Origin of the sequence: Paraburkholderia sp. BL6669N2 (assembly GCF_003387275.1) — a bacterium.
Taxonomy (GTDB): Bacteria; Pseudomonadota; Gammaproteobacteria; order Burkholderiales; family Burkholderiaceae; genus Paraburkholderia.
The window spans coordinates 1,409,491-1,430,523 of record NZ_QUNA01000001.1 but is presented as its reverse complement, the minus strand read 5'-3'; the positions used below and the strand labels follow the sequence as shown (position 1 = coordinate 1,430,523).

Genomic DNA, 21,033 nt, shown 5'->3' with positions numbered 1-21,033 from the left:
GAACATTCTCGACTCGCTGCGGCAGGCGCGTAGCGCCGAGCTCTATCGCCCCTATCTTGCTATCGGAAAAAGCTTGATGACCCGACACATTCTCGAAATACGTCAACGACTGCATCTTAGGATGGTCGTTAACTACATCGGCGATAATCAACTTGGACCGCCGGCGCAAGGCACCATAGTCGAACTTCGTTAGATACAGGCTGTAATTCAGGATTGTCCTCCTATCGACCTGTCCGAGGAAATTAGACCATCACACTCAATGCAGCAATCATCCCAGAAACTTCGGGTGCTCAGCCTCACGTCGAGCCGACACCGCCGACGAGAACACAGCGTGAAGACTTCTTCATCGGCGACACAGTCGGCTTCACCGACAAGCACCTAAGCGAGCGCGTCGGAGTGGTCGTGAGGCTGAATGCCAAGACCGCATCGGTCGCCGTTAATGACGCCGATGGCCACTGGCGCGTTTTGTACTCTCTACTGCGAAAGATCGTCGACATCTAGCCTGCAGAGCTAGCCTAACCTGTTCCGCTGATGGGTACGAAGCAACTCGCCCACCGGCGCAGCGAACGGCCCGCCCACTCTCGCAGCAAACCGCATTCCGTTTGCGCCGACGCGCCGAACCAGTTGTGCCCGGGACACCGCGTATTTGCCGACGACGATCGGTGGGCAGTACTTTTATCTGTACCTGTTTCTGGCTGTATTCGAAAGATCGTCTGCTGACAGGGCTATGCGGAGGAAAGCAGCGCGCTGGCCAGCGAGGTTCTCAGGGACCTCTGCCCGCGCGAAGCGATACAGCCTGACCGGGTGATTCTGCATTCGGATAACCGCGGCCCGATGAAAGGCGCGGCGATGCTCGCCACACTCCAAGCGCTGGGTGTGATGCGGGCGTTGAGTCGCCCGGGCGTGAGCAACGACAATCCTTCTCCGAGTCGCTATTCAGGACCCTGAAGTACCGGTCCGCTTACCCGCTCAAGGCGTTCGATACGTGTTCGCCGCGCGCATCCGGGTGGGCGCGCTGGTGCGCTGGTACAACGACGAACATCGTCACAGGGCGGTCCGGTTCGTGACGCCGGCGCAGCGTCACGCCAGCCTTGATCAAGACATTCTCGATCGACGCGCGGCGCGGCGGCGCTCTACGAGACCGCCCGGCAGCAATCCGCTTCGATGGAAGGACGGACACGCAACCGGCGGCGTGTAGATGCCGTCATCTGAACCCGGATAGCATTGACAACCACGGTGTCGCCGCGCAACGCCCTAACCACGAGAGAAAGGCCACCTCAAAATTTATTCGTTGAAGCGACAACTAGCTTGAAAATTTCAGTCGTGCCGCCAGAATGCCGTCGCAGTCAAACGCGTTTGGTCGAGACAACGTTCCTCATAAGGTCCATGCCGACAAGGGCTATGTCTACCCTCGTTGCTGGCAGGCCGGCTTCGGCAAGCTGTATATCCGGTTCGAGCGAAGGCTCGATACCCACGTGGAATTGCTCTCATTCGCTTGCGCCATCATCTGCTTGAGTTTTTTCGATCATTTTTGTTGGAGACACTAAATGCCAGACGATCAAACGGGGATTCCGAGACTCCAAAGAACGTGAGCGATGGGTTGTCTGTCATTAGCTGATATGCGCGTCGCAGAGTCGGGAATCCGTCAGAGATTCCGAATGTAACTTTCGCCTCATCCGACGCAGGCCATGCGTGTACAAGCAATCTTACCTCGTCGAACTGTACTCCTTGCCCACGCAGCACTTCGCCAACCGACTTTCCCTCAAGTTCGTCAACAATTTTATCGCCAAAACAAAGTGGCACGTAAAGAACGTCATGAATGATCGGCATTCCGTCGACCGTTATCATACTTTTCACACAGTGCATAGTTTCGTTTGGCGTGTCAAACTCGAGTAAAATCGGATTAGCGATTTTCCCTTGTGTCACCGAGGCTGCCGTAACCGATCGCGCAAGAGTATATCGTGATTCATCTTTGAAACTTGAAAATAAAAAGTCAATATCAAAAACAAATCGTCGACTCTCTCGCACAAAAGTTCCACGCCCGGGCACCGTGTCCACGACGCCGGCGGACTGGAGATCGCACAATGCGCGTGCTATCGTTATCAAACTTACGCCAAATTCTTTTGCAAGTTCGGAAGCTGACGGCAAACGATCCCCCATCTCATATTGATGCTCCGCAACTCGCCGCTTTATCTCTTTTCGAATCCTTTCGTGCAATGCCCCAGCTATCGTCGTTCCAGGCATTCAGCTGTCCCCCAGAATGCGCAATACGGACCGCGAGTGCGGTCAAGGTCGGCCACTCCATTCGCGGAACACCTAGTCAACCATGCAGGAAGAATGAGGCGCTCTGTCGCATCCATGTGACGTGGCACTTCACGCGGCAAACCAATTAGAATTTCAACATTTACTAAAGACTCGTTCATTTAACATGTCTCTTCTGCTACTGGCGACCTGTCGGGCGCCGAATTCGACGAAATAGCGCGCATTTCTCTCACCCAACCTTATATTCGAGAATGTTTTGAATACCAATTGGGCCGCAGTATGTACCGCCTGTGTCTTGGAAGCCAGAGCTAAGATAAGCGCTTCTGGCTAGCACGTTGCGCGCATTGACGGCAAGCATGAGTCGGTCGATGGATGGTCGGTTCGACGCGATCCACCGAGCAGCCAGTTTGGTTGCTGCCTTACCGTATCCATTGCCTTGATATGATCGACCGATACGCAGGCTGTGCAACGTCACGACGTTTGACGGTGCCCAATCCGGCAACGCGGCCTTTTCACGGAGGACAAAAAAACCAACTATTTCGTTCCGGGCCGCAATTGAAAACGGGTGCTCGAACTCGAGGTTTCGGCTGGTCTTTAGCTCCGAAAACACCACGTACAACGGATCCACAAACTGACTTTGCTCATGCTCCAGTGCGAGATGGGCGACGGTGCCCCCGTCAAAGCGAGATAATGCTATCAGCCTCGTTTCCCCTGCTTCGATGACAGCAGTAGTAGCCTCTCGAGACACTCCCTCTGGAGTACATCTGCCTGCGTGCAGGAACGTCGACTGTTGGCGGGACTCGCTACAGATCGGAGACGACTTTTCAATAAGGCCAGAAAGAACCTCATCGAGGGTTCGCCTCCCCCAAGCGTAGCGCGACCAGCCACTCAATTTCTGTGTTGGCACCACAACCGTTGGTTCTTGCCGAATTTGCTCGGACCAGCCGCCTATGGATGAGAGCCTGTTCTTTTCATTGTCGTAGACGGTTTCGACATAGCGGCTCCCCTCGTCGGGGAAAATCGCCAAGACCTTCTTGCCAGGGTTCTTACGTGCCCACCAATCGGCCACTTTATATGCTGCACCACTGGTTGGGCCCATGAACAGAGCGTGTTCACGATGTAATCGACGAGTTGCATCAAGCACCTCTGCGGCCGTCAGCCAATGAACCTCATCAAACTGACGGTGATCTAAGCTGGCAGGAACAATTTCGCCGCCTAGCCCGCTGCCATCCTCTAGATCTCCACCGGGCTGCCCAAACAAAACAGAATTTGGAGTATCGATACCAATGACATGCAATTCATGGAATTGTTCTCTTAGAAATCTAGCTGTACCGCACATTGACCAATCTGATTCAATGGCAACTACCAAACAGTCAAGCTTTCCCACTCTGTCGATTAGCAAGTCCGCGAATTTCCTATCAGCGAGTGAATTGACCGAGTCGGAGTATTGTGACGGCCAAAATCCGTCGGGGAGCTCCTTCAGATACTGGGCCAGCCTGTTTAACCGGGCCTGCAGAAGTCGCCCGCGGGTCGCTGGTTCATTGACAATGTCTACATGCGCACCAAGCTCGATAAGGCGCCTTTTAAGATGTGGATCAATCGTCCAGTCGCTTATCAATATGAGTTTGTAACCATATTTCTCAGCCAACATCGCCAACGCCAGACCGAAAGTACCAGAAGGAGACTCGCAGATGGTGGTGCACGGCTTCAACAGTCCCTGCTCCGCGGCCCATTCCAGCATGAACCGTGTCGGCAAAAGTTTCATAAAGAAAAAACCGGCGCCGGATAGGTTGTCGCTCAACTCAACGATTCGAGGATTTTCAAAATCCTCCTGATTGTGCACTAGAGTTCCATTAGACATTTCTTTCCCAGAGTACGCTCATTCAGTATTAAAGTCAAAATATAGCCGATCGTGCTTTTCCGAAAGGAGTTTTTTGGATTCCACTCGCTTATAAATCAAGCATCAATCAAGAATCGCTCCACAATGGGCAATCTGTAATCCGGCCGCACCGTGCCGAATGCCAATTTTATAAAAGTCGTGCAGTTGCGCCTTGGGACGTAATTTTTCGCTAAGCCGAATGCTTACCGTCGAATCGCGACCAAGTAACGTACTATCGGACAGTTCGACCGCCGTGCGTAACAGAGCTCGGAGCAAGCGAAACGTTCGAACTCCATAGGACGGTGGCAAAGCATAGAAACCACACCACAATGGATCAAACCAATCTCCTCTTCAAAGTCCCGTGGAGCAACTCCTGCGATATCCAATGGCTTTGCCCGTTTCCGTATTCTGTGGAGGCGAAGTACGCCCTCGCTTTGGGCGCGCCGCGACGCTTTAAGGCGTGAATCGGCCGTATCTCGCACGGACGAGAGTCGGTGACCGGTCGCCACGGCACGCTTCAGTAAGTTGAGAGTCGCAAGAGGCGCGCCATGTACCGAGCGGCTAGCAGGAAACCCAAGCTGGGCTCCGTAACGTCGCAAATGCGACGAAGCAGACAGAGGACGTGGCGGTTGTCCGACAATCATCCCGACAAGGCTTCCGATCAACCTCGATGGCGATGGCGTTTCGCGCCACAGATATATACCGTATGTATGAGCGGATGTGCCGCGTGCCCCAAACGGACGCGAGCCGCTTACGGAGTGCACCGGTCGAATACTGCCATCCATGCGACTCCATAGCGGTACCGGCCCAACGCTGCAACAGCGATGCTGATTATAAGGTTTCTTAATATGGCACGATACATGCAGCCGTTATCCGAGAACACATTACTAACCGAGGTGAAGCCATTGTCGTCCGCAAAATTAATTTCTAGTTACACCGTAGTCAAAGTGCCTGTGACGCAACTTCGACCAAGCGAGAACATTAATCCCGGCCGTGCTAGCACGCTAACCAAAATGATCGCCGAAAGCGGGCGGTGGACCGAGCCCATTCTGGTCGAACACCGCCATCTTGTTGTCATGGATGGCCATCATCGCCATTTTTGCGCCAAGGCACTAGGCCTATCGTATATTCCGTGCATCCTGCTTTCCTACGATGATCCAAATTTGGACGTGACCTACTGGTCCGATCCTGCGCCCGTTGCTGTCGACCAAATCATCCAGGCTGGCCTCTCCGGGAATCTGATGAGCTTCAAGACCACTCGACACAGGTTAAAGATCACACTGCCAAGCTGCTCAATCGAGCTAGATGACCTGAGATGAGCGACCACCCATGATCCAAGAATACTTTGTCGACAGACCGGAACCCCTATTCAGCAAGTGGATGCGCGATTTGCTGAACGGCCAATCCGAACCAAGGCTTGGGTCGACGGGTTCCAACCGCCGTTGCGTATCGTATATCCAGACCAACCCACCAAAAACTACCTCCAATAGCGGAACGAATTGCGCGAAAGCTATAGGAACAGTCACGTCCAGTTTGCGCCTAAGGCATGCAAGTCCAATTCGTTCCTGCGAGCAGCCGCAGTGGCTGGCGCCGGGGCTGACGCCTCTTCGACCGAGGGAGATAATTTCGGCCGTTGTGAACTTGACTTCCGCGGAGCGTATGTCAATGACCGGTCCTGCAAAGTCCAATTATGAAAATAGTCTCCGCATATGTCATAAAGTGACGATTCACGTCGACCGCATCGGAGATGCTAAACGCATTCCCGTATTGACCGGCAAGCTTGGAACTGCCCGTTCGTTTGAATCCGTCCCGAAGGCGAACCAAGCTCGCGGTTTGGAATGTCCGCGGATTAACGGCCTGACGCCCGGTGGCATCGACATCGGCAAGGGATGCCAGATGTGCTTGTTCATGAACTCGGGACGGAGCGAAACACCCAACTGCAGTGACCCAAACCGCGCATACCGAGTCGTCAGATCAAAGCTTTCTGCAGTACCACCTGCTCCCGGTCCTACTGTAGCCAGGACGACCACTTCTCGACCCGTGTGTGATCTGTGCCTTCGATGTGACCGACGTCGGGAATCTTGGAGGCAGTCGATTCGCAGAGGTTCTTGATGGCATGGTTCGGAAACTTGGTTTGGTGGCGGTTTCGTGCCTGTTCTGCGGCGAAGAAGCGAGCGGTGCCGCCATAAGACGCATCACTTTCTTGCCGGACGCAGTTGTCTGGAATCCGACATCATTCCGTGGCGCGGGCTGGCAATCTGGGGTGGCGTTGCCCCGAGCGATCTCGTCAGCTTCACGACACCGCCGACTATCAATGGATTCGAATGAAAATTCGTTTCACCAGATTCTCGTACTAAAAAAGGATAACCGCTTTCCGGCATCCGGTCGGATGGCATTTAGTAGTCGACAAAAACTTCCTCAAAGGGAGGATAAACAGATGATCGTTAATAGCATCCTTGATACTATCGGAAACACGCCGCTGCTGTTCATCTCTTTACGCGGCGGTGAGATCGATCTCTATCTCAAACTGGAAATGTTTAACCCAACTGGCTCTATGAAGGACCGCATGGCGCTAAGCATGATCAACAGCCGCCCAAATGAGGCCGTTGTTGACATTGTGGAATCCTCATCAGGAAATACGGCGAGTGCGTTGGCCATGATCTCAGCGGTACGCGGAATCAACTTCACCGCATTGATGGACTCCCATGCTAGCCCCGATAAGATCCTTACCGTGCGTGCATTGGGCAGCAACGTCCGGACGGTTGGCAGTGGCGATGGTGCCCTAGCCACGGACGTACGTGACCGAGAAGCTATGCGAATGTCGGCGGAAGAGGACGCCTACTGGACTGAACAACACAACAATCCGGCTAACTCTGCCGGTTACGTCGGGCTAGCCGCTGAATTGCTCGACGATCTCGGCCCAACAATTTCGCATCTTGTGTGTGCAATCGGTACCGGTGGGTCGCTTTGCGGTACTGCGCGTCACCTGAGGCGGCATATTCCTAGCATCCAAGTAATTGGTGTTGAACCAGCTGGAAGTGTCATTTTTGGCGGTCAGGGTGCGCAATACCACCAATCGGGCACTGGCACGCCTGAAGGCGCGGAAGTGGGCGTGGTGATTGACTACAACGTAATAGATTCGGGTCGAAAAGTGAGAGACGACATGGCCTTCTCGATTTGCCATCATTTGGCCCAGCGGCATGGCTTACTGGTCGGCGGATCGACCGGGGGGGCGATCTACGAGGCGCTTAGCGTGGCTCGCGAAGCACCGATAGGATCGCGCATCGTAACACTAGCGTGCGACAGTGGCACGAAGTACTTGGACACTATTTTCAATCAGGATTGGCTGTCAACTCACGATATTCAAATAATCGACGTTGAGAAGCACTTTGCAGATCTTTTCGCGGACGCGCCATCTTCACCGTAGTCCTAAACTGCAATAGCCTAGACTAAATCTGACAGTGGTCGGTTTCTGGTGCTGTTGCGCGTGGGCGCGGAGGACGTAGTCCGAAGTGGCGACGCGCGCGGCGAACCGCAAGGAGTCCACCATGACTCAAGAACAGAAAGTCATCCGCGCCAAGGTCGGCATGCTCGAACTGGCGTGGCAACTGGGCAATGTCAGTAAGGCATGCCGGGTATGGGTGTTGGGTTGTCGGCTTGTATCATGCCCGCCGCCTGCATTCGACGTTGAACTACATCAGTTCCACGATGTTCGAGAAGAATTGGGCCGCTACTTAGCAAGGAGAAGTGGCCTAAATTCCTCGCCTAAGGGGTTCGTGAAACAGGGGCAGGGTCATATGTCGGTTGTTTCAGAGGTCCGCTCCAGTTTGCAAAAGAGAATCACCTGACTTCGGACAAGAAATCCCGAATTTCCACTTGTCACAGAAATAACTCCGCCCTACGCTGTCTGTGCCAAGCTAGGCCAAACGATACACAGCCGCAATTATTCCTCGCGAATTCAACCAGGGAGACAATGATGAAAAAAGCATTTTTATTGATATTGATGACGATTTCAATTATTTCGATTCATGTGTATGCCAATAACTGGTCGACGATCCGGTTTGGTGTTGATCCGACCTATCCGCCATTCGAATCGAAAAATGCGACCGGTCGACTGGTGGGATATGAAATCGATATTGGTAACGAAATATGTGCTCGCTTGCATGCCAAATGTGTCTGGGAAGAAAACGACTTCGATGGAATGATCCCGGCGCTGAAGGCCCGGAAATTCGATGCCATTTTGTCGGGAATGTCGATTACGCGTCAACGTGCCGAACAGATCGCATTCACCGATAAGTTCTGGAACTCGTCCCTTCGACTGGTAGCCAGGAAGGGCTCGAAAATATCGCCGACACCAGAGTCGTTAGCAGGCGAGTCTGTGGGCGTTCAGCAGGGAACGGTTGGAGAAACGTACGCGAAGAAGTACTGGGCACCAAAGGGCGTGAGGGCGATATCGTATCAGAACCAGGATCTGGTTTACGAGGATCTGACCTTGGGCCGGCTCGACGCCGTTCTGATAGGTGATATCCAAGCCGAAATTGGCTTTCTACGAACGCCGTTTGGCGCAGGGTATGGATTCGCTGGCGACAAGATCGTCGATCCAACAAGCGGGAGAGGTAATGCCATTGGATTGCGTAAAGAAGATGGCGACCTGAGAGACAGGATCAATCACGCGCTCACCGACATGTTGAAGGACGGCACATACGCGAGAATCGAGAAGAAGTACTTCGCGTTCGACGTTTACGGCAATTAACCGCATAGCGATGCGCGAAAGTCCACCATTATCGCGCATCGTTGATAATATCGGATAACGAAATATGTATTTTCATGACTTTGGCCCGCTTTTGTGGGCGGGGACAGCCGAGACGATGAAGCTCGCAATGCTCTCGCTTTGCGTCTCACTTGTGCTAGGGCTTGCGGGCGCAGCTGCGAAACTGTCGGGGAGCCGGGCGCTCGCGGCGGTTGGCACTTGCTACACGACCCTGATTCGCGCAGTCCCTGACCTCGTGCTGATGTTGCTGCTTTTCTACGCGATGCAGATCTTGCTCAACCACTGCACTGACCTGCTAGGCTGGGAGCAGATTGACATTGACCCGTTCATGGCCGGCGTCATGACGCTTGGCTTCATCTACGGCGCGTATTTTACCGAGACGTTCCGCGGTGCGTTCCTGACAGTGCCGCGTGGCCAGCTGGACGCGGGCTTTGCATATGGGATGAGCGGTTGGCGCGTGTTCCGCCGCATCCTGTTCCCGCAGATGATGCGCTTCGCGTTACCAGGAATCACGTTGGCTTAGCTATCTCGCTCCCCGCGGCCGCTAATGAATCTGGAAGGGCATTCGCATGTATAAACTTATCGTTGAGGATGTGCACAAAAAGTTCGGTGACAACGAGGTGTTGAAAGGCGTCTCCCTGAAGGCAAAGGCCGGCGGGGTGATCAGCATCATCGGATCGAGCGGTTCAGGGAAGAGTACTTTACTTCGTTGTATCAACTTTCTCGAGCATCCATGCTCGGGTCAGATCACCCTCGGCGGCGAGATGATCCGGACGACACACGACAGGAGGGGTACGCTACGGGTGGGCAATCAGAAACAGCTTCAGAAAATGCGCACGAAGCTCGCAATGGTATGCCAGCACTTCAATCTATGGGCACATATGACGGTAGTGGAGAATGTGATGGAGGCACCGAAATGTGTACTAAGGCTCAACAAGGACAAGGCATTGGAACGGGCCAGCAAGTATTTGTCTAAGGTCGACCTGCCGGTGCGCGTTGAGGCGATGTATCCGTCACAATTGTCTGGCGGCCAGCAGCAGCGGGTCGCGATCGCTCGTGCGCTAGCGATGGAACCGGAGGTGATGCTGTTCGACGAGCCGACTTCCGCGCTCGATCCGGAGCTGGTCGGCGAAGTGCTTAAAGCGATGCAGGCACTTGCGGAGGAGGGACGTACGATGATTGTCGTCACGCACGAAATGGCCTTCGCGCGGAACGTTTCGAATCATGCCATTTTCTTGGATCAGGGGAAGATTGAGGAAGAGGGCGATCCGCGGGAGATTCTTGTTGCTCCGAAGAGCACGCGCTTGCAGCAGTTTCTGTCGGGTGGCTCAGGTAGTGCAAGGGCCTGTTAGATGCTATGTGGGAGGGCGGCGACAGTAAGCCCGACTGGAGTAAAACGGGAGTTGCACACTCGTTTTCTCCGAAGGAGCACGCAAATGGATGCGCCTGACACAGCCCTCCGTGGGCAGAATACGACGGCAGGTGGCCGCCTGTACATGGCATTTGAACTGGGCGAGAAGAACTGGAAGCTTTCATTGGGTGATGGCCAGCGCGCACCCAGCCGCTGTACGGTCGCCGCCGGTGATACCACGGCGGTTCTCACCGCCATCGCCAACGCCAGGGCGCGTTGCCATCTCGGCGCCGACGCACCCGTCTACAGCTGTTATGAAGCAGGCCGCGACGGCTTCTGGCTGCACCGTTGGCTGACTGAACAGGGCATCGTCAATCTCGTGGTCGATTCGGCCAGCATCGAGGTGAACCGCCGTGCGCGTTGCGCCAAGACAGACCGGCTTGACAGCGACAAGCTGCTGTCGATGCTCATGCGCTATTACGCGGGCGAGCGGCGCGTGTGGGCGGTGGCACGCATCCCCACACCCGAGCAGGAGGACGACCGCCGCCTGCACCGCGAACTCGAACGCCTGCGGAAAGAGCGTACAGCGCACACCGACCGGATCCGTTCCCTGCTGGTACTGCACAACCTTCGGGTCAGGTCTGTTGGCGGTCGCATCTGGGCCCACTGGTGGACCCGTCAGCGCGAGCTGCTGGCGCCCGGTCTGCGCGACGAGATTGAGCGCGAATGTGAGCGGCTCGCGCTGGTGCGCCAGCAAATCCGCCTGCTCGAAGTGCAGCAGGACCGGCAGGTGCGCAGCGGCGCACATCCCGCCATGGCGCTGCTCGCACAGCTTGCTGGCATCGGTTCAGGCAGCGCGTGGACCCTGGTCAGGGAACTGTTCGGCTGGCGGCAGTTTCGCAACCGTCGCGAACTGGCCGGCTGTCTGGGCCTGACGCCCACGCCGTATGCCAGCGGCACCAGCGAGGTTGAACTCGGTATCAGCAAGGCGGGCAACTGGCGATGTCGCTGGCTGATGGTGGAGCTCGCTTGGAGCTGGCTGCGCCTGCGGCCCGGCAGCCAGCTCAGCCACTGGTTCAACGAGCGCTTTGCCGGTACCGGCAAGCGGATGCGGCGCATCGGTATCGTCGCGCTCGCACGCCGTCTGGCAATCGCCCTGTGGCGTTATCTCGAGTACGGCGAGATCCCCGTCGGCGCGATACTCATGCCGCGCGACGTCAACACCGTGAGGGCCTGAATGATTGAATGACGTCGGATGCAGCAACAGCATGTCAAGGTCAACGCGCCCGAAACACGCTCGGGCTACCCACTGCGGGTGGCCGTTTCCCTAGATGGGGCGCGTCGGTAACAGGGTAGCTCCAGCGCTCCGCGCATGCGGCATAAGGTGACCGGCCTGTCAGGTCGGCACGGATAGAAGGTCGACCCGGCACTGACCGGTCAACAGATACCCTGACCTGAATGACATTGACATGTCAGGCTTCAACAGGGCTTACGCGATGAGCGTCGGTACCGTCCTTCACCCATCGGTCTCTACCGCCAGTCTGCGTCTGGTCATGGTAAGTGACCGCGCAGGCTGGCGGTAGAGACCGAACAAGGAGGCTTACTTCGCATGACAGAATGTTTATCATCAACCGGGCTTGACTTTCAGTTCCCCATAGAAGAGCGTGTTAGGAACTTTGAAGTACTTGCACGGCGTGGACGAGCATGAGCATTGCGAAGACGACGAAATGAAGCCCGGCGAGAGTTTCAGGTAGCCGCTCATAGTCACGTGCGAGACGGCGGAAGCGGTTGAGCCGAGGGTGTAAAAAGTTTTGTGTAAACGGTCATTTGGCAGGAGACTGCCAGCAACAGGAGCATAGATGACCGTACCGCAACTTCAAATCCACCGGGTCCTGCATTCCAAAAACATGCTCAAGCAACTTCACCCCCATGTGGGCGGGCTACGTTGGCTGGGCGTACTGTATGTTTCTTCTATTCGCCAACGCTGCTGGAGCGATCGCCAAACTGCATGGCAGCATGACGTCATAAAGTACATTGAGAAATAATTCGTTGTAGGTGCCTTCGAACTGACTTACCGCCACCGACAGCAACCAGTGACATAACTAGTGCGCTCGGTAGCAGACCAAGAAAAACGCCGCACCAGACCCCCGGTCCTGAGACCAGGTCCACGCCACCTAGCCGAAGCCGATGCGTCGAGAACCCGTCTCCCAGAATCGCAACACCTATCCACAGGCTAATTATCTGCATAAACATGGGAAACGCATTAATACCAAGCGCACGCAAAACCGCGGCGGCACCAGTTTGAACGCAGTCGACGAAAATCACTAATGACAGGAAGATCAGAATTTTATTTGAGGCCGCCAAAACTTTCTCGTCGTCCGTATTAAGTCGGAAGACAGCGGCTCCAAAAAGCATATATAAAATGCCAAGTGAAAATCCGACTGCGATCGTGATGAAGATCGCTGTTCTTGCTTTGTGGAGCGCTCCAATTGGTCCTTCGAGCCCGAATGCGTGACTGACCTTGACAGAAACTAAAACTGCGAGGGAAAAGATCACCGTATAGCCGACGTTATAGAGATTGGAGACGATTTGATGCGCACCCAGCTGGTCGGCACTGAACTTGCCTATCAATATGGCCATGTATCCGAACGCTGTAACTTCGGAAAGCGTCGAAAATGCAACGGGGAGGCCAGTTCTCAGGAGAGCCATCAACTCAGATGGTTCTCGAGACAAAACAAAATCAAATCGGAATAGGGAAAACCGTCTATCGAATAGAAACAGAAGTGTAGCGGCTATGCACATAATATAGAAGGCAATGGTGGTCGATAGTGCACAGCCAGTTAGGCCAAGGTGGAAGTGAGGGCTGTCGACCAAGGCCAGAGATAGGGCCACTTTTGCTATCAAACCGACACCCTGCAGTAGCGAAATATATATTGTGGCCCGGACCGAGTTCGCGATGCAGGCGATAACGCGAAAGAGAGCAGACGGCAAAGCACTAAACGTGAGAGTGTCAAGATAATCTTGAGTTGCGGCTACTAAATAAGACGATTGATTTGACCAATGATGGATTGTCGAAAAGTACTTCAAAACAAAAAAGACGAATATAGCAACAAAAAATCCCGACGCAAAGCCATAGTAAGCGATGTGTTTTAGTGTTGCTGCGGACTTCTCCGCTATAACCCTCGTGGCGTTTATGGTGATCGAAGAAAAAAACGCGGTCATGGTTACAATAAGCGGACCGTAAATCGCATTCCCCAGTGCCAGGCCACCGAGTAGATCTGGCCTGCTGTTGCCGACGATAAGGGCGTCGGCAACAGAGTAGGCAACTACAAGCAGTTGCCCAACCCAGATTGAAAAGAAGAAGGAGAGATCGCGCTTCAAATTGAATGAAAATGATTCACGTTCGGACACTTGAAATCTCCGGTGCCAAGAAACCCTGTACCGTGAACGCACATGCAAGGCGCTGTTCTGCGATCGGTTTCCGGCGGTCGTACTGCTTTCTGAGCGACAACTCGTTCGTGCTGGATCAAACGTTTCCGACTGAGCGCCCATCCTTCTTCACAAAATTTCGAACGACAGGTCGCAGAGAAGTGCCCGGCTAAATGCAAACGAATTCCAATGTGCAGCTCCGACACCGGCTGCCAGCAGAGACAGGCAACAACCGGGCCAACTGCGAAAAAATTCAACAAAGTTTTCCGCTTGCATACAAATTGTTGGCTAGAGCACGGTGGGGCACCCGGCTAAGCACCATTGTGTCGCGAGCTCGACAAAGCCCATATCTGCGGCAAGGCTGTCCAGTTCGCGACATATCGGTAGGGGTCTGAACGTGCCGCCTTATCTACAGCCCGTATCTGCGCTACGTGCTCGCAACGTTGAGGACCTCAGGATCAGGTCCGTTCTCAATATCCAAGCTCAAGGCGCTGTCCGGTCTCCGTCGCCGGTGGAATTCGGCAGGAAGCCGTCCGACTTATCCATGGCTCCATTCAGCGAGAGTTGGCGCCTCCACCAAATCCGCGACGGTTCACAGCTGCCGTCGGATAGCTCGGCGGTGCCTCCGTAGCACATGCGACAAATGTGCATGGTTTGTCGCAAAGGCCACCACTCGCAATCAAGAAAGGTCTCCACATGACTGACCTGGCTGGAGTTTGGTCATCCTTATGCTCATGGCACAGAAGCGGCACAAGGATGGACCGCGCAGCAATTCGCGATACTAATTGAGTGGCAGTTTCAAGGTGAAGCGCAACACAGAGCTATCGGATAAAGCGCCTCGAGCGCACGGCCTGCCAGACCTTCACCTCGTCACTGACGGCGTCGGTGACCGCCGAGATCAGCGTCGGCGAGACCTCCGTGCCATACATTTCTTTCAGATGCCCCTGGATCTCGCGCACGCTCAGGCCACGCGCATACAGCGAAACGATCTTGTCGTCGAAGCCCGTCCAGCGCGTCTGATGGCGCTCCACCGGCTTCGGCTCGAACGCCCCCTGACGTTCGTGGGGAGAAGCTCTATCTCTCTCCAGTGCTTGACCTTTACAACGGTGAGATCGTTGCGTACCAAATGGCACGACGTTACGACGATAAAGGCAAGCGTGCGCTCGTTGAGGAAGCGCTGCGTTCTGGCGTGTCGGTTGCCCGCCTGGCGCAGGAGCACGGGATCAACGCCAACCTGCTACGCAAGTGGATCACGAAGTACCTGCTGGAGCGCGAGAAAGGCATCTCGCCGGCATCGCAGGATGATGCTACCGGCGAACAGGAACGTCCACATGCCCCGGAGGAAATCGTACTGGAGGGCGCGCTCGCGGTGATTGATGGCGCGCCCATTGACATCCCGGGTTCGCGCAAACGCTCCCCACCTGTCGCCTCGCCCACGGCATTCGTGCCTGTCGTTGCAGCACCACCAGCACTGCCAACCGCACCGCCGTCGCCGTCGCCGTCGCCGTCACCGTCACCGTCGCCATCGCTGACGCTCGCACTGCATGTGCGACTGTCCAACGGCGTCGAGTTTGATCTCGGCGAGGCGAGCATCGACGAACTGACCGCCGTGGTCCAGATGCTGGGGAGGATGCCGTGTTCCGGTTCGACGAAGGCCTGAAGGTCTACCTGCATCGGGAACCCGTCGACTTCCGGTATGGCATGAACAGCCTGTCGATTCTCGTGGAGCAGGCCATGCATTTGAACCCGATGGATTCCTCGCTCTATGTGTTTACCAACCGGAGATGCGATCGCATCAAGATCCTGGGCTGGCAGGGCAACGGTTTCTGGCTCATGCTCAAGAGACTCGAGGCAAACGATCGCTTCGTGTGGCCTGACAGCGCGAACCGGGTCGCGACACTGAGCGTCGAGCAGTTGCACTGGCTTATCGAGGGCATCGACATTGCCGCAGTCCAGCGACATCCCAGTCGAAATTATGCACGCGTGAGCTGAACACGTCACCGGCGTGCCGGTCTAAGCGGTATGCCGATCAACGTGATCATCGACGCCGACGAACTCAAGGCACTGCTCGCGATGCGAGAGGCCTATGGTTCGCTTCAGCGCGATCATGAGGAGGTTCGCAGCGCACTGCGCCTCGTGACAGCTGAGCGCGATCTCGCCGAGGAACGACTGCGCGCTTACCGTCGCGAACTGTTTGGCGCGAAAAGCGAAGCGCGCGCCTCGGACCAGTTCGGCCTGTTCAACGAAGCCGAAGCGCTCGGCGCGAACGCCACTCCCGCGCAGGAAGATACCCCCGGAACCGAGGTCGCGGCCCACAAGCGCAAGAAACGCGGCCACCGCAAGCCTCTCGATCCCAATCTGCCGCGTGATGTCGTGCGACACGAACTCCCTGAGGCAGAGCGCTTCTGCGATCACGACGGACACGCGCTCGTCGAGATCGGCGTCGAGATCAGTGAGCAGCTCAATGTCATTCCCGAGCAGTTGCGAGTCACCCAGCATCAGCGTATCAAGTACGCCTGCCCATGTTGCGATCTCGGCATCAAGGTTACGCCGGCACCGCCCCGTATCATCCCGCGTGGGCTGCTGAGTGAATCGGCGCTCGCGTGGATCGCCACCGGCAAGTACCAGTTCGGCATGCCGCTCTATCGCCAGGCCGGTCTGCTGCGTCGCTTCGGCGGCGACATCTCGTCGAACACGATTGCCGCGAGCATGGTCCGCGTCGGTCTTGCGACGCAACCCGTCATCAACCTGATGCGCGATGCGCTGCTCGATGCCGAACTGATCTACGGCGACGAGACGACGTTCCAGGTCCTGAAGGAGCAAGGGCGAAAGCCGCAAACGAAAAGCTATCTGTGGGCGCAGATGACCGGTTCGGGCATCCCCATCCGTTGCTTCACCTATACGCCAGGTCGTGGCGCCAGGCTGGCTGACAGGCTGTTTGCCGGTGTCCGTAAAGGTGCCGCCCTGATGACCGATGGATACGAACCCTACAACGGCATCGCTGAACAGTACCAGCTCGTGCACCTCGGATGCTGGACGCACGCAAGACGGTACTTTGTGAAGGCGGAAGACAATGTCCCCAAAGCAGCGCGCCCGCCCGATCTGCTCGCGACACGCTTCATCAGCCTGATCGGAAAACTGTTCGCGGCCGAAGCGCGAAGCCAGACGTGGACGGCTGGGCGACGACAGCGATTGCGACGACGATACAGCGCGTGCGTACTCGATGTTATCGAAAAGCTGATGCTTGAGCACTCGCCTGGCGTCGTCCCCAACAGTCTGCTCGGCAAGGCGCTGACCTATCTGCACGGGCAATGGCCGAAGCTGATCCGTTACGTTGAAGACGGCAACTGGCCCATATCGAACAACCCTTGCGAAAATTCCATTCGCCCGTTCTGCCTGGGACGCCGCGGCTGGTTGTTTGCTGACACCGTCGATGGCGCAAACGCGAGCGCCAATCTCTACTCACTGGTCGAAACCTGCAAGGCGAACAGCATTGATCCGTATCGCTATCTCACCTGGCTGTTACAGCGTCTCCCGCTGGCACAGACCGTCGACGACTACGACGCGCTCTTGCCCTGGAAGATGCCCATCGATCTCCGCTGACTGAGCCCTGTACCACATCTCATGAGAACCGCGCCCTTACTCTGAGGGGCGTCGTCAATGGATCGCGTACGCAGCGTCGCTGGTACGAGCGGCTTATCTCGCACATGAATGAGAACCGGGCTTGGGGGCGGTACCGCAGCCTGCATCGATCTATGCTGGATGCGGTGGAGGACGATTTCAACACTGTGTTCGGTAACGCATTCCTGGCGGCCTATGACGCGGAAGTCGAGCTGTATCGGCAACGACGCAAAGAGTCAGCCCAATGCTGAAGTTGACCACCGCACAATGCTCCCATGCTGGTGAGCGGGCCACAAATGAAGACGTCCTTGGGGTACGCATCCGCGAGCACGACGCATGCTTCATGCTTAGCGATGGCGTGGGCGGCGAGACGGGGGAAGGACATGCTGCCAAGTTGGCCATCCGTGGTGCGCTACGCCAGTTCGAAAGCAGCTTGGGATCTTCACTGGATGCATTGGTGCAGAGCAGTCTGGCCGCGGCACATGTGTCCATCGTTGCAGTCCAGGCGCGCCATCCGGAGCGATCTCGCATGGCGGCTACCATGGTCGGCCTATTCATTGATCGCCTGCGGGGTCTGGCCCAATGGATCCATGTCGGCGACGGCCGCCTATATCGTTTTCGACGCGGAGTCTTGTTGGAGCGTACGATGGACCATAGCCTGGTTGCACAACTTGCCGCCGCTGGGTTGCCGCATGACGGTGTGAATCCCAAACCTTCTGAGCCAGGCGCTCGGTCGGGCCGATCCAGCACCCTCGCAGCCGCCATCGGTACAACGCTTGCAAGATGGCGATGCCTATCTACTATGTACCGACGGTTTCTCGCATGGCTTGCAGGATCATGATCTGGAGAGCCTATTGCAACTGGCGGGCAGTATGCAGGACTGGATCACTTTGCTCAGTCGCCGCATCGACCAGCAAGGCGCACGAGAGAATTATTCTGCGATTGCGGCGTGGGTTGGGGCCCGGATGGTCACTTCAAACTCCCCCACTTGTGGTCGCGCAAACTCCTCCACCCGGCAGCAGGACAAGATTGTTTTTTAGCTCGCTTTGGTTTTGCGCGCAAGAGTTTCAGCAGCCTCCTTCAGCCGGTAACTTCGGCCGTCGAATTCAAGCGAGTGACAGTGGTGCATGAGTCGGTCGAGAATGGTGCTGCTCATGGTGTTATCGCCGAGGTAGGCGCCCCAGTCCTGAACGACGCGGTTGGACGTGACCATGGTGCTGCGGCGTAGTTTGTATCGGTGATGGACGAGGGTCTGCAGCAGCGCACCAGCGGCATCTGGAATCGATCGCGACAGGAACAGGTCGTCCAGAACTAGCAGATCGCAGTCGAGAATGGTGCGCAGGCGTTTCTCCTGCTGCTCGGGCTCGCTGAGATTGAAGCGGGCGAAGAAGTCGTCGGTTTCGAGATACTGTACTTTGTAGCCTTGCATCACCGCCTGATTCGCGACGGCCTTCGCGATGTGCGATTTGCCAGTGCCGGGTTTGCCGATGAGAAGTGCGTTCTCGCCAGCAGAAACGAACTTCAGCGTTCGCAACTCCAGACAGGCCTGCCGAGGGAGTTTTGGATTGAATGTCCAGTCAAACTCGGCGAACGTGAGCTTCTCGTCGAGGCCCGACTGTTTATGCCGACGATCGATCAGCCGGGACTGACGACGATCCAGTTCGTCCTGCAGAATGATCGAGAAGGTTTCGATGAACGGTTGATTTGCCGCCTGTGCCTGCAGTATGCGGGTCTCCAGCGTGTCGCGCACGCCGGACAGGTGGAGCTGTTTGAGCGAACGCTCGATTTCTGGCATCGACATGGTCATTCGTTGGTCTCTCCGTTGTTCAACGACAATGGGTTGAGTTGCTGTCGTGCGCCGAGGCTGAACAGCTCACCGTATTCGGCAGCTGGACGGATTAGCGCGTGATTCTGGGTAAGAGGCAAAGCGACCTGGGGCGCCTGATCAAGCTGTTCCAGTGCCTGCTCGAACAGTCGCTCGACCAGCTTGCGAACCTGTTTGTAGGATTGGAGGCGGTACTGCAGTGCCTGGCTGCAGGCTTGCTCAACGATGCGGGCCGGGTATCTCTTTGCCAGACCGACGATGCCCCACATGCCCCGCTGGCCAACGCGTCCCTGGGCTTCAAACATTCGCTGGCAAAGTGCCTTCGTTTGCGGACCGATGTCGCCTGCGGCTGAGAGCAGGAAGGCGGTTTGCCGGGACGGATTGAACGGACGCTCGTCCTCGGGCAGTAGCAATTGACCGGGCTCCGTGAAACGCGGGTGGATGCGTAACAGCGCTTGTGTCTGTCGATCTCGAACTTCAATGGTTGAATCGAAGACGCGCACCAGCACCGTGCTGCCGATTGCGGCGGGACGGGCTGCGTACCAGCTATGGTCGATCCGGACGGTCGTATCGTCGGAGACAGTGCGAACGACCTGCTTGAAGTAACGGAATGCAGTCAGCGGCAATGCTCGGAGGTGCGGCTTCTCCTCCTCGAACATCGACTCGACCTGGCGGCGAGCGCGCCCATGCAGGCGCTTTGACGCCCAGTTCGCCTCCCAGCGCACAAGGAACGCGTTCTGCTCTTCGATAGAATCGAAACTCCGGCCGCGCAGCGCGGTGCCTTGCGTATGCTGGATCGCGTTCTCAACCGTACCCTTCCGGTTCGGATCGCGGACGCGTGCAGGATCGGCGATCACGCCATAGTGATCGAGCATCGCAGCGTAAAGATGATTGATCTCCGGCTCGTACAGGTCCGGTGTGATAACCCCTTCCTTGAGGTTATCGAGGACGACGTAATGAACACAACCACCGAAATAGCGGAACGCTTCTTCGTGCAGTCGCGCCCACACCTCCTGCCCGGATTTCCAGACAACCCGCCGGAAACTGTGGCGCGAATAACGCAACGTCATCACAAATAGCCGCGGTCGCCGATAACGTCCAGTCTTTGGATCGCGGGTCGGAGCGCCCTCGCCATAGTCGACCTGGGCCTCCTCGCCGGGCAGGAAATCGAGCCGGTCGAATTGCTCGGGATCGACGTGTCGCAGCGCGCGCACGAACCGTTTGACGCTCTCGTAACTCGCAGCGAACGAAAACTCGTCGACCAGATCCTGGTAAATTGCCTGAGCGTTTCGCTGCAGGCGGACCTGCTCTTCGATCCATTGCCGGTGAGGCTCGCACAACGAGCGGGCAAAATCGAAGTTATGTGTCCCGGCCGGTGCGACCTCAAAAGCCGGTGGTCGCGGGGGTGGAGGAGTTTGATCTGGTGGCCTCGAGCCGATGGTCACCGCAGTGGGGGAATTTGCGGACGCGCTTGCGCGTGCAGCGAAGATCGCCATGTAACGGCGGATCGTCTTGCGGTCGATTCCAGTGATCCGATGAATCTCGCGCTGGCTCTTGTTGAGTTCCAGCAACGTGAACACCGTACTTTGCTGATGCGGCTTCAAGACGTTCAACTCCCACCTCCCGGGCTGGCCAAGGAGGTAAAAATAACGTCCGGCTACGCGGTGCGATCGGCGACGTCGGTCTGCTCAGATCGGACCGCAAGGTGGGGGAGTTTGAAGTGACCACGCCCGGAGGAATTTGGGTGACCGCCCGGGGGTTGGGGACCCGCAATGCGTGACGTTAGTCCGAATAGCCAAATGATTGCGCGTGACTTCCCAATTTGGTGTCTGTACTATCACATAAATTGGATCGAACCGACAACCTGACAGGCACTCCGCACCGCGATAACCAGG

At 56.3% G+C, this 21,033-nt stretch carries 16 protein-coding genes and 5 pseudogenes; 14 read left to right on the top strand and 7 right to left on the bottom strand.

All coding sequences use genetic code 11. The features are described from left to right. Positions 1 to 1,373: 1,373 nt before the first annotated feature. Positions 1,374 to 1,547: pseudogene (locus tag B0G80_RS46680) on the top strand (IS5/IS1182 family transposase); the annotation flags it as partial. Here B0G80_RS46680 and B0G80_RS06470 read toward each other — a convergent pair. Together B0G80_RS06470 and B0G80_RS06465 are read right to left on the bottom strand one after the other, a co-directional pair. Continuing rightward, positions 1,504 to 2,244 carry a GntR family transcriptional regulator gene (locus B0G80_RS06470; protein ID WP_116117431.1) on the bottom strand — a complete coding sequence of 247 codons (741 nt, stop codon included), beginning with the start codon at positions 2,242 to 2,244 and terminating at the stop codon, positions 1,504 to 1,506. The pseudogene B0G80_RS46680 and the gene B0G80_RS06470 overlap by 44 nt on opposite strands. A gap of 247 nt (positions 2,245 to 2,491) precedes the next feature. Further along, entirely contained in the window at positions 2,492 to 4,105 is a 1,614-nt protein-coding gene (locus tag B0G80_RS06465; protein ID WP_258878836.1) for a pyridoxal-phosphate dependent enzyme, read from the bottom strand. 896 nt (positions 4,106 to 5,001) lie between these two features. On the opposite strand from B0G80_RS06465, the gene B0G80_RS06460 reads away from it, so the two are divergent. The 7 genes and pseudogenes from B0G80_RS06460 to B0G80_RS06430 all read left to right on the top strand — a co-directional run bounded on the left by B0G80_RS06460 (position 5,002) and on the right by B0G80_RS06430 (position 11,500). Then, complete coding sequence (locus tag B0G80_RS06460; RefSeq protein WP_181919919.1) at positions 5,002 to 5,460, top strand: ParB N-terminal domain-containing protein; 459 nt, start codon at positions 5,002 to 5,004, stop codon at positions 5,458 to 5,460. A gap of 725 nt (positions 5,461 to 6,185) precedes the next feature. Continuing rightward, on the top strand, positions 6,186 to 7,568 hold the full coding sequence (locus B0G80_RS06455) for a PLP-dependent cysteine synthase family protein (protein WP_258878835.1): 1,383 nt from the start codon (positions 6,186 to 6,188) through the stop codon (positions 7,566 to 7,568). A 121-nt stretch (positions 7,569 to 7,689) separates the two neighbouring features. Beyond that, positions 7,690 to 7,989, top strand: coding sequence for a hypothetical protein (locus B0G80_RS06450; protein ID WP_116117428.1), 300 nt, complete (start codon positions 7,690 to 7,692; stop codon positions 7,987 to 7,989). A 128-nt stretch (positions 7,990 to 8,117) separates the two neighbouring features. After that, positions 8,118 to 8,894 carry an ABC transporter substrate-binding protein gene (locus B0G80_RS06445; RefSeq protein ID WP_116117427.1) on the top strand — a complete coding sequence of 259 codons (777 nt, stop codon included), beginning with the start codon at positions 8,118 to 8,120 and terminating at the stop codon, positions 8,892 to 8,894. Positions 8,895 to 8,958: 64 nt separating this feature from the next. Next, positions 8,959 to 9,423 (top strand): annotated as a pseudogene (locus B0G80_RS06440) (ABC transporter permease); the annotation flags it as partial. Between the two features lie 58 nt (positions 9,424 to 9,481). Continuing rightward, positions 9,482 to 10,264, top strand: coding sequence for an ATP-binding cassette domain-containing protein (locus B0G80_RS06435; RefSeq protein WP_116117426.1), 783 nt, complete (start codon positions 9,482 to 9,484; stop codon positions 10,262 to 10,264). An 84-nt stretch (positions 10,265 to 10,348) separates the two neighbouring features. After that, complete coding sequence (locus B0G80_RS06430; RefSeq protein WP_116117425.1) at positions 10,349 to 11,500, top strand: IS110 family transposase; 1,152 nt, start codon at positions 10,349 to 10,351, stop codon at positions 11,498 to 11,500. A 430-nt stretch (positions 11,501 to 11,930) separates the two neighbouring features. Here the strand turns inward: B0G80_RS06430 and B0G80_RS06425 are convergent. From B0G80_RS06425 to B0G80_RS06415, 3 genes and pseudogenes are all read right to left on the bottom strand, one after another. Next, positions 11,931 to 12,056, bottom strand: a pseudogene (locus tag B0G80_RS06425) (IS5/IS1182 family transposase); the annotation flags it as partial. 229 nt (positions 12,057 to 12,285) lie between these two features. Next, positions 12,286 to 13,674 (bottom strand): MATE family efflux transporter, encoded by a 1,389-nt coding sequence (locus tag B0G80_RS06420; RefSeq protein WP_258878834.1) that lies wholly within the window; start codon positions 13,672 to 13,674, stop codon positions 12,286 to 12,288. A gap of 840 nt (positions 13,675 to 14,514) precedes the next feature. Then, a pseudogene (locus B0G80_RS06415) lies at positions 14,515 to 14,759 on the bottom strand (transposase); the annotation flags it as partial. Here B0G80_RS06415 and B0G80_RS06410 point away from each other — a divergent pair. The 6 genes and pseudogenes from B0G80_RS06410 to B0G80_RS46345 all read left to right on the top strand — a co-directional run. After that, positions 14,747 to 15,352 (top strand): annotated as a pseudogene (locus B0G80_RS06410) (transposase); the annotation flags it as partial. The pseudogenes B0G80_RS06415 and B0G80_RS06410 overlap by 13 nt on opposite strands. Then, the gene (tnpB, locus tag B0G80_RS06405; protein WP_090812713.1) at positions 15,328 to 15,684 is read left to right on the top strand and encodes an IS66 family insertion sequence element accessory protein TnpB; all 357 of its coding nucleotides are present in this window, start codon (positions 15,328 to 15,330) and stop codon (positions 15,682 to 15,684) included. The pseudogene B0G80_RS06410 and the gene tnpB, both read left to right, overlap by 25 nt. 30 nt (positions 15,685 to 15,714) lie before the next feature. Then, complete coding sequence (gene tnpC, locus B0G80_RS06400) at positions 15,715 to 17,295, top strand: IS66 family transposase (protein ID WP_116117423.1); 1,581 nt, start codon at positions 15,715 to 15,717, stop codon at positions 17,293 to 17,295. Beyond that, positions 17,208 to 17,564 carry a type VI secretion system-associated FHA domain protein gene (locus B0G80_RS47970; RefSeq protein WP_408967975.1) on the top strand — a complete coding sequence of 119 codons (357 nt, stop codon included), beginning with the start codon at positions 17,208 to 17,210 and terminating at the stop codon, positions 17,562 to 17,564. Before tnpC ends, B0G80_RS47970 begins: the two co-directional genes overlap by 88 nt. Then, complete coding sequence (locus B0G80_RS47965) at positions 17,558 to 18,154, top strand: PP2C family serine/threonine-protein phosphatase (protein ID WP_220377444.1); 597 nt, start codon at positions 17,558 to 17,560, stop codon at positions 18,152 to 18,154. Before B0G80_RS47970 ends, B0G80_RS47965 begins: the two co-directional genes overlap by 7 nt. After that, on the top strand, positions 18,090 to 18,353 hold the full coding sequence (locus B0G80_RS46345; protein WP_220377479.1) for a hypothetical protein: 264 nt from the start codon (positions 18,090 to 18,092) through the stop codon (positions 18,351 to 18,353). Before B0G80_RS47965 ends, B0G80_RS46345 begins: the two co-directional genes overlap by 65 nt. On the opposite strand, the gene istB is transcribed toward B0G80_RS46345, so the two are convergent. Next, complete coding sequence (istB, locus tag B0G80_RS06390) at positions 18,350 to 19,120, bottom strand: IS21-like element helper ATPase IstB (RefSeq protein ID WP_116117422.1); 771 nt, start codon at positions 19,118 to 19,120, stop codon at positions 18,350 to 18,352. The two genes, B0G80_RS46345 and istB, sit on opposite strands and share 4 nt — an antisense overlap. Further along, on the bottom strand, positions 19,117 to 20,751 hold the full coding sequence (istA, locus tag B0G80_RS06385) for an IS21 family transposase (RefSeq protein WP_116116776.1): 1,635 nt from the start codon (positions 20,749 to 20,751) through the stop codon (positions 19,117 to 19,119). Before istA ends, istB begins: the two co-directional genes overlap by 4 nt. Positions 20,752 to 21,033 lie beyond the last annotated feature (282 nt).

What these genes read in the sequence shown, in the direction of transcription:
- B0G80_RS06470 (WP_116117431.1), bottom strand. Translation starts at nt 2,244, where the DNA reads ATGCCTGGAACGACGATAGCTGGGGCATTGCACGAAAGGATTCGAAAA.
- B0G80_RS06460 (WP_181919919.1), top strand. Translation starts at nt 5,002, where the DNA reads ATGCAGCCGTTATCCGAGAACACATTACTAACCGAGGTGAAGCCATTG.
- B0G80_RS06450 (WP_116117428.1), top strand. Translation starts at nt 7,690, where the DNA reads ATGACTCAAGAACAGAAAGTCATCCGCGCCAAGGTCGGCATGCTCGAA.
- B0G80_RS06445 (WP_116117427.1), top strand. Translation starts at nt 8,118, where the DNA reads ATGAAAAAAGCATTTTTATTGATATTGATGACGATTTCAATTATTTCG.
- B0G80_RS06435 (WP_116117426.1), top strand. Translation starts at nt 9,482, where the DNA reads ATGTATAAACTTATCGTTGAGGATGTGCACAAAAAGTTCGGTGACAAC.
- B0G80_RS06430 (WP_116117425.1), top strand. Translation starts at nt 10,349, where the DNA reads ATGGATGCGCCTGACACAGCCCTCCGTGGGCAGAATACGACGGCAGGT.
- tnpC (WP_116117423.1), top strand. Translation starts at nt 15,715, where the DNA reads ATGCCGATCAACGTGATCATCGACGCCGACGAACTCAAGGCACTGCTC.
- B0G80_RS47965 (WP_220377444.1), top strand. Translation starts at nt 17,558, where the DNA reads ATGCTGAAGTTGACCACCGCACAATGCTCCCATGCTGGTGAGCGGGCC.
- istB (WP_116117422.1), bottom strand. Translation starts at nt 19,120, where the DNA reads ATGACCATGTCGATGCCAGAAATCGAGCGTTCGCTCAAACAGCTCCAC.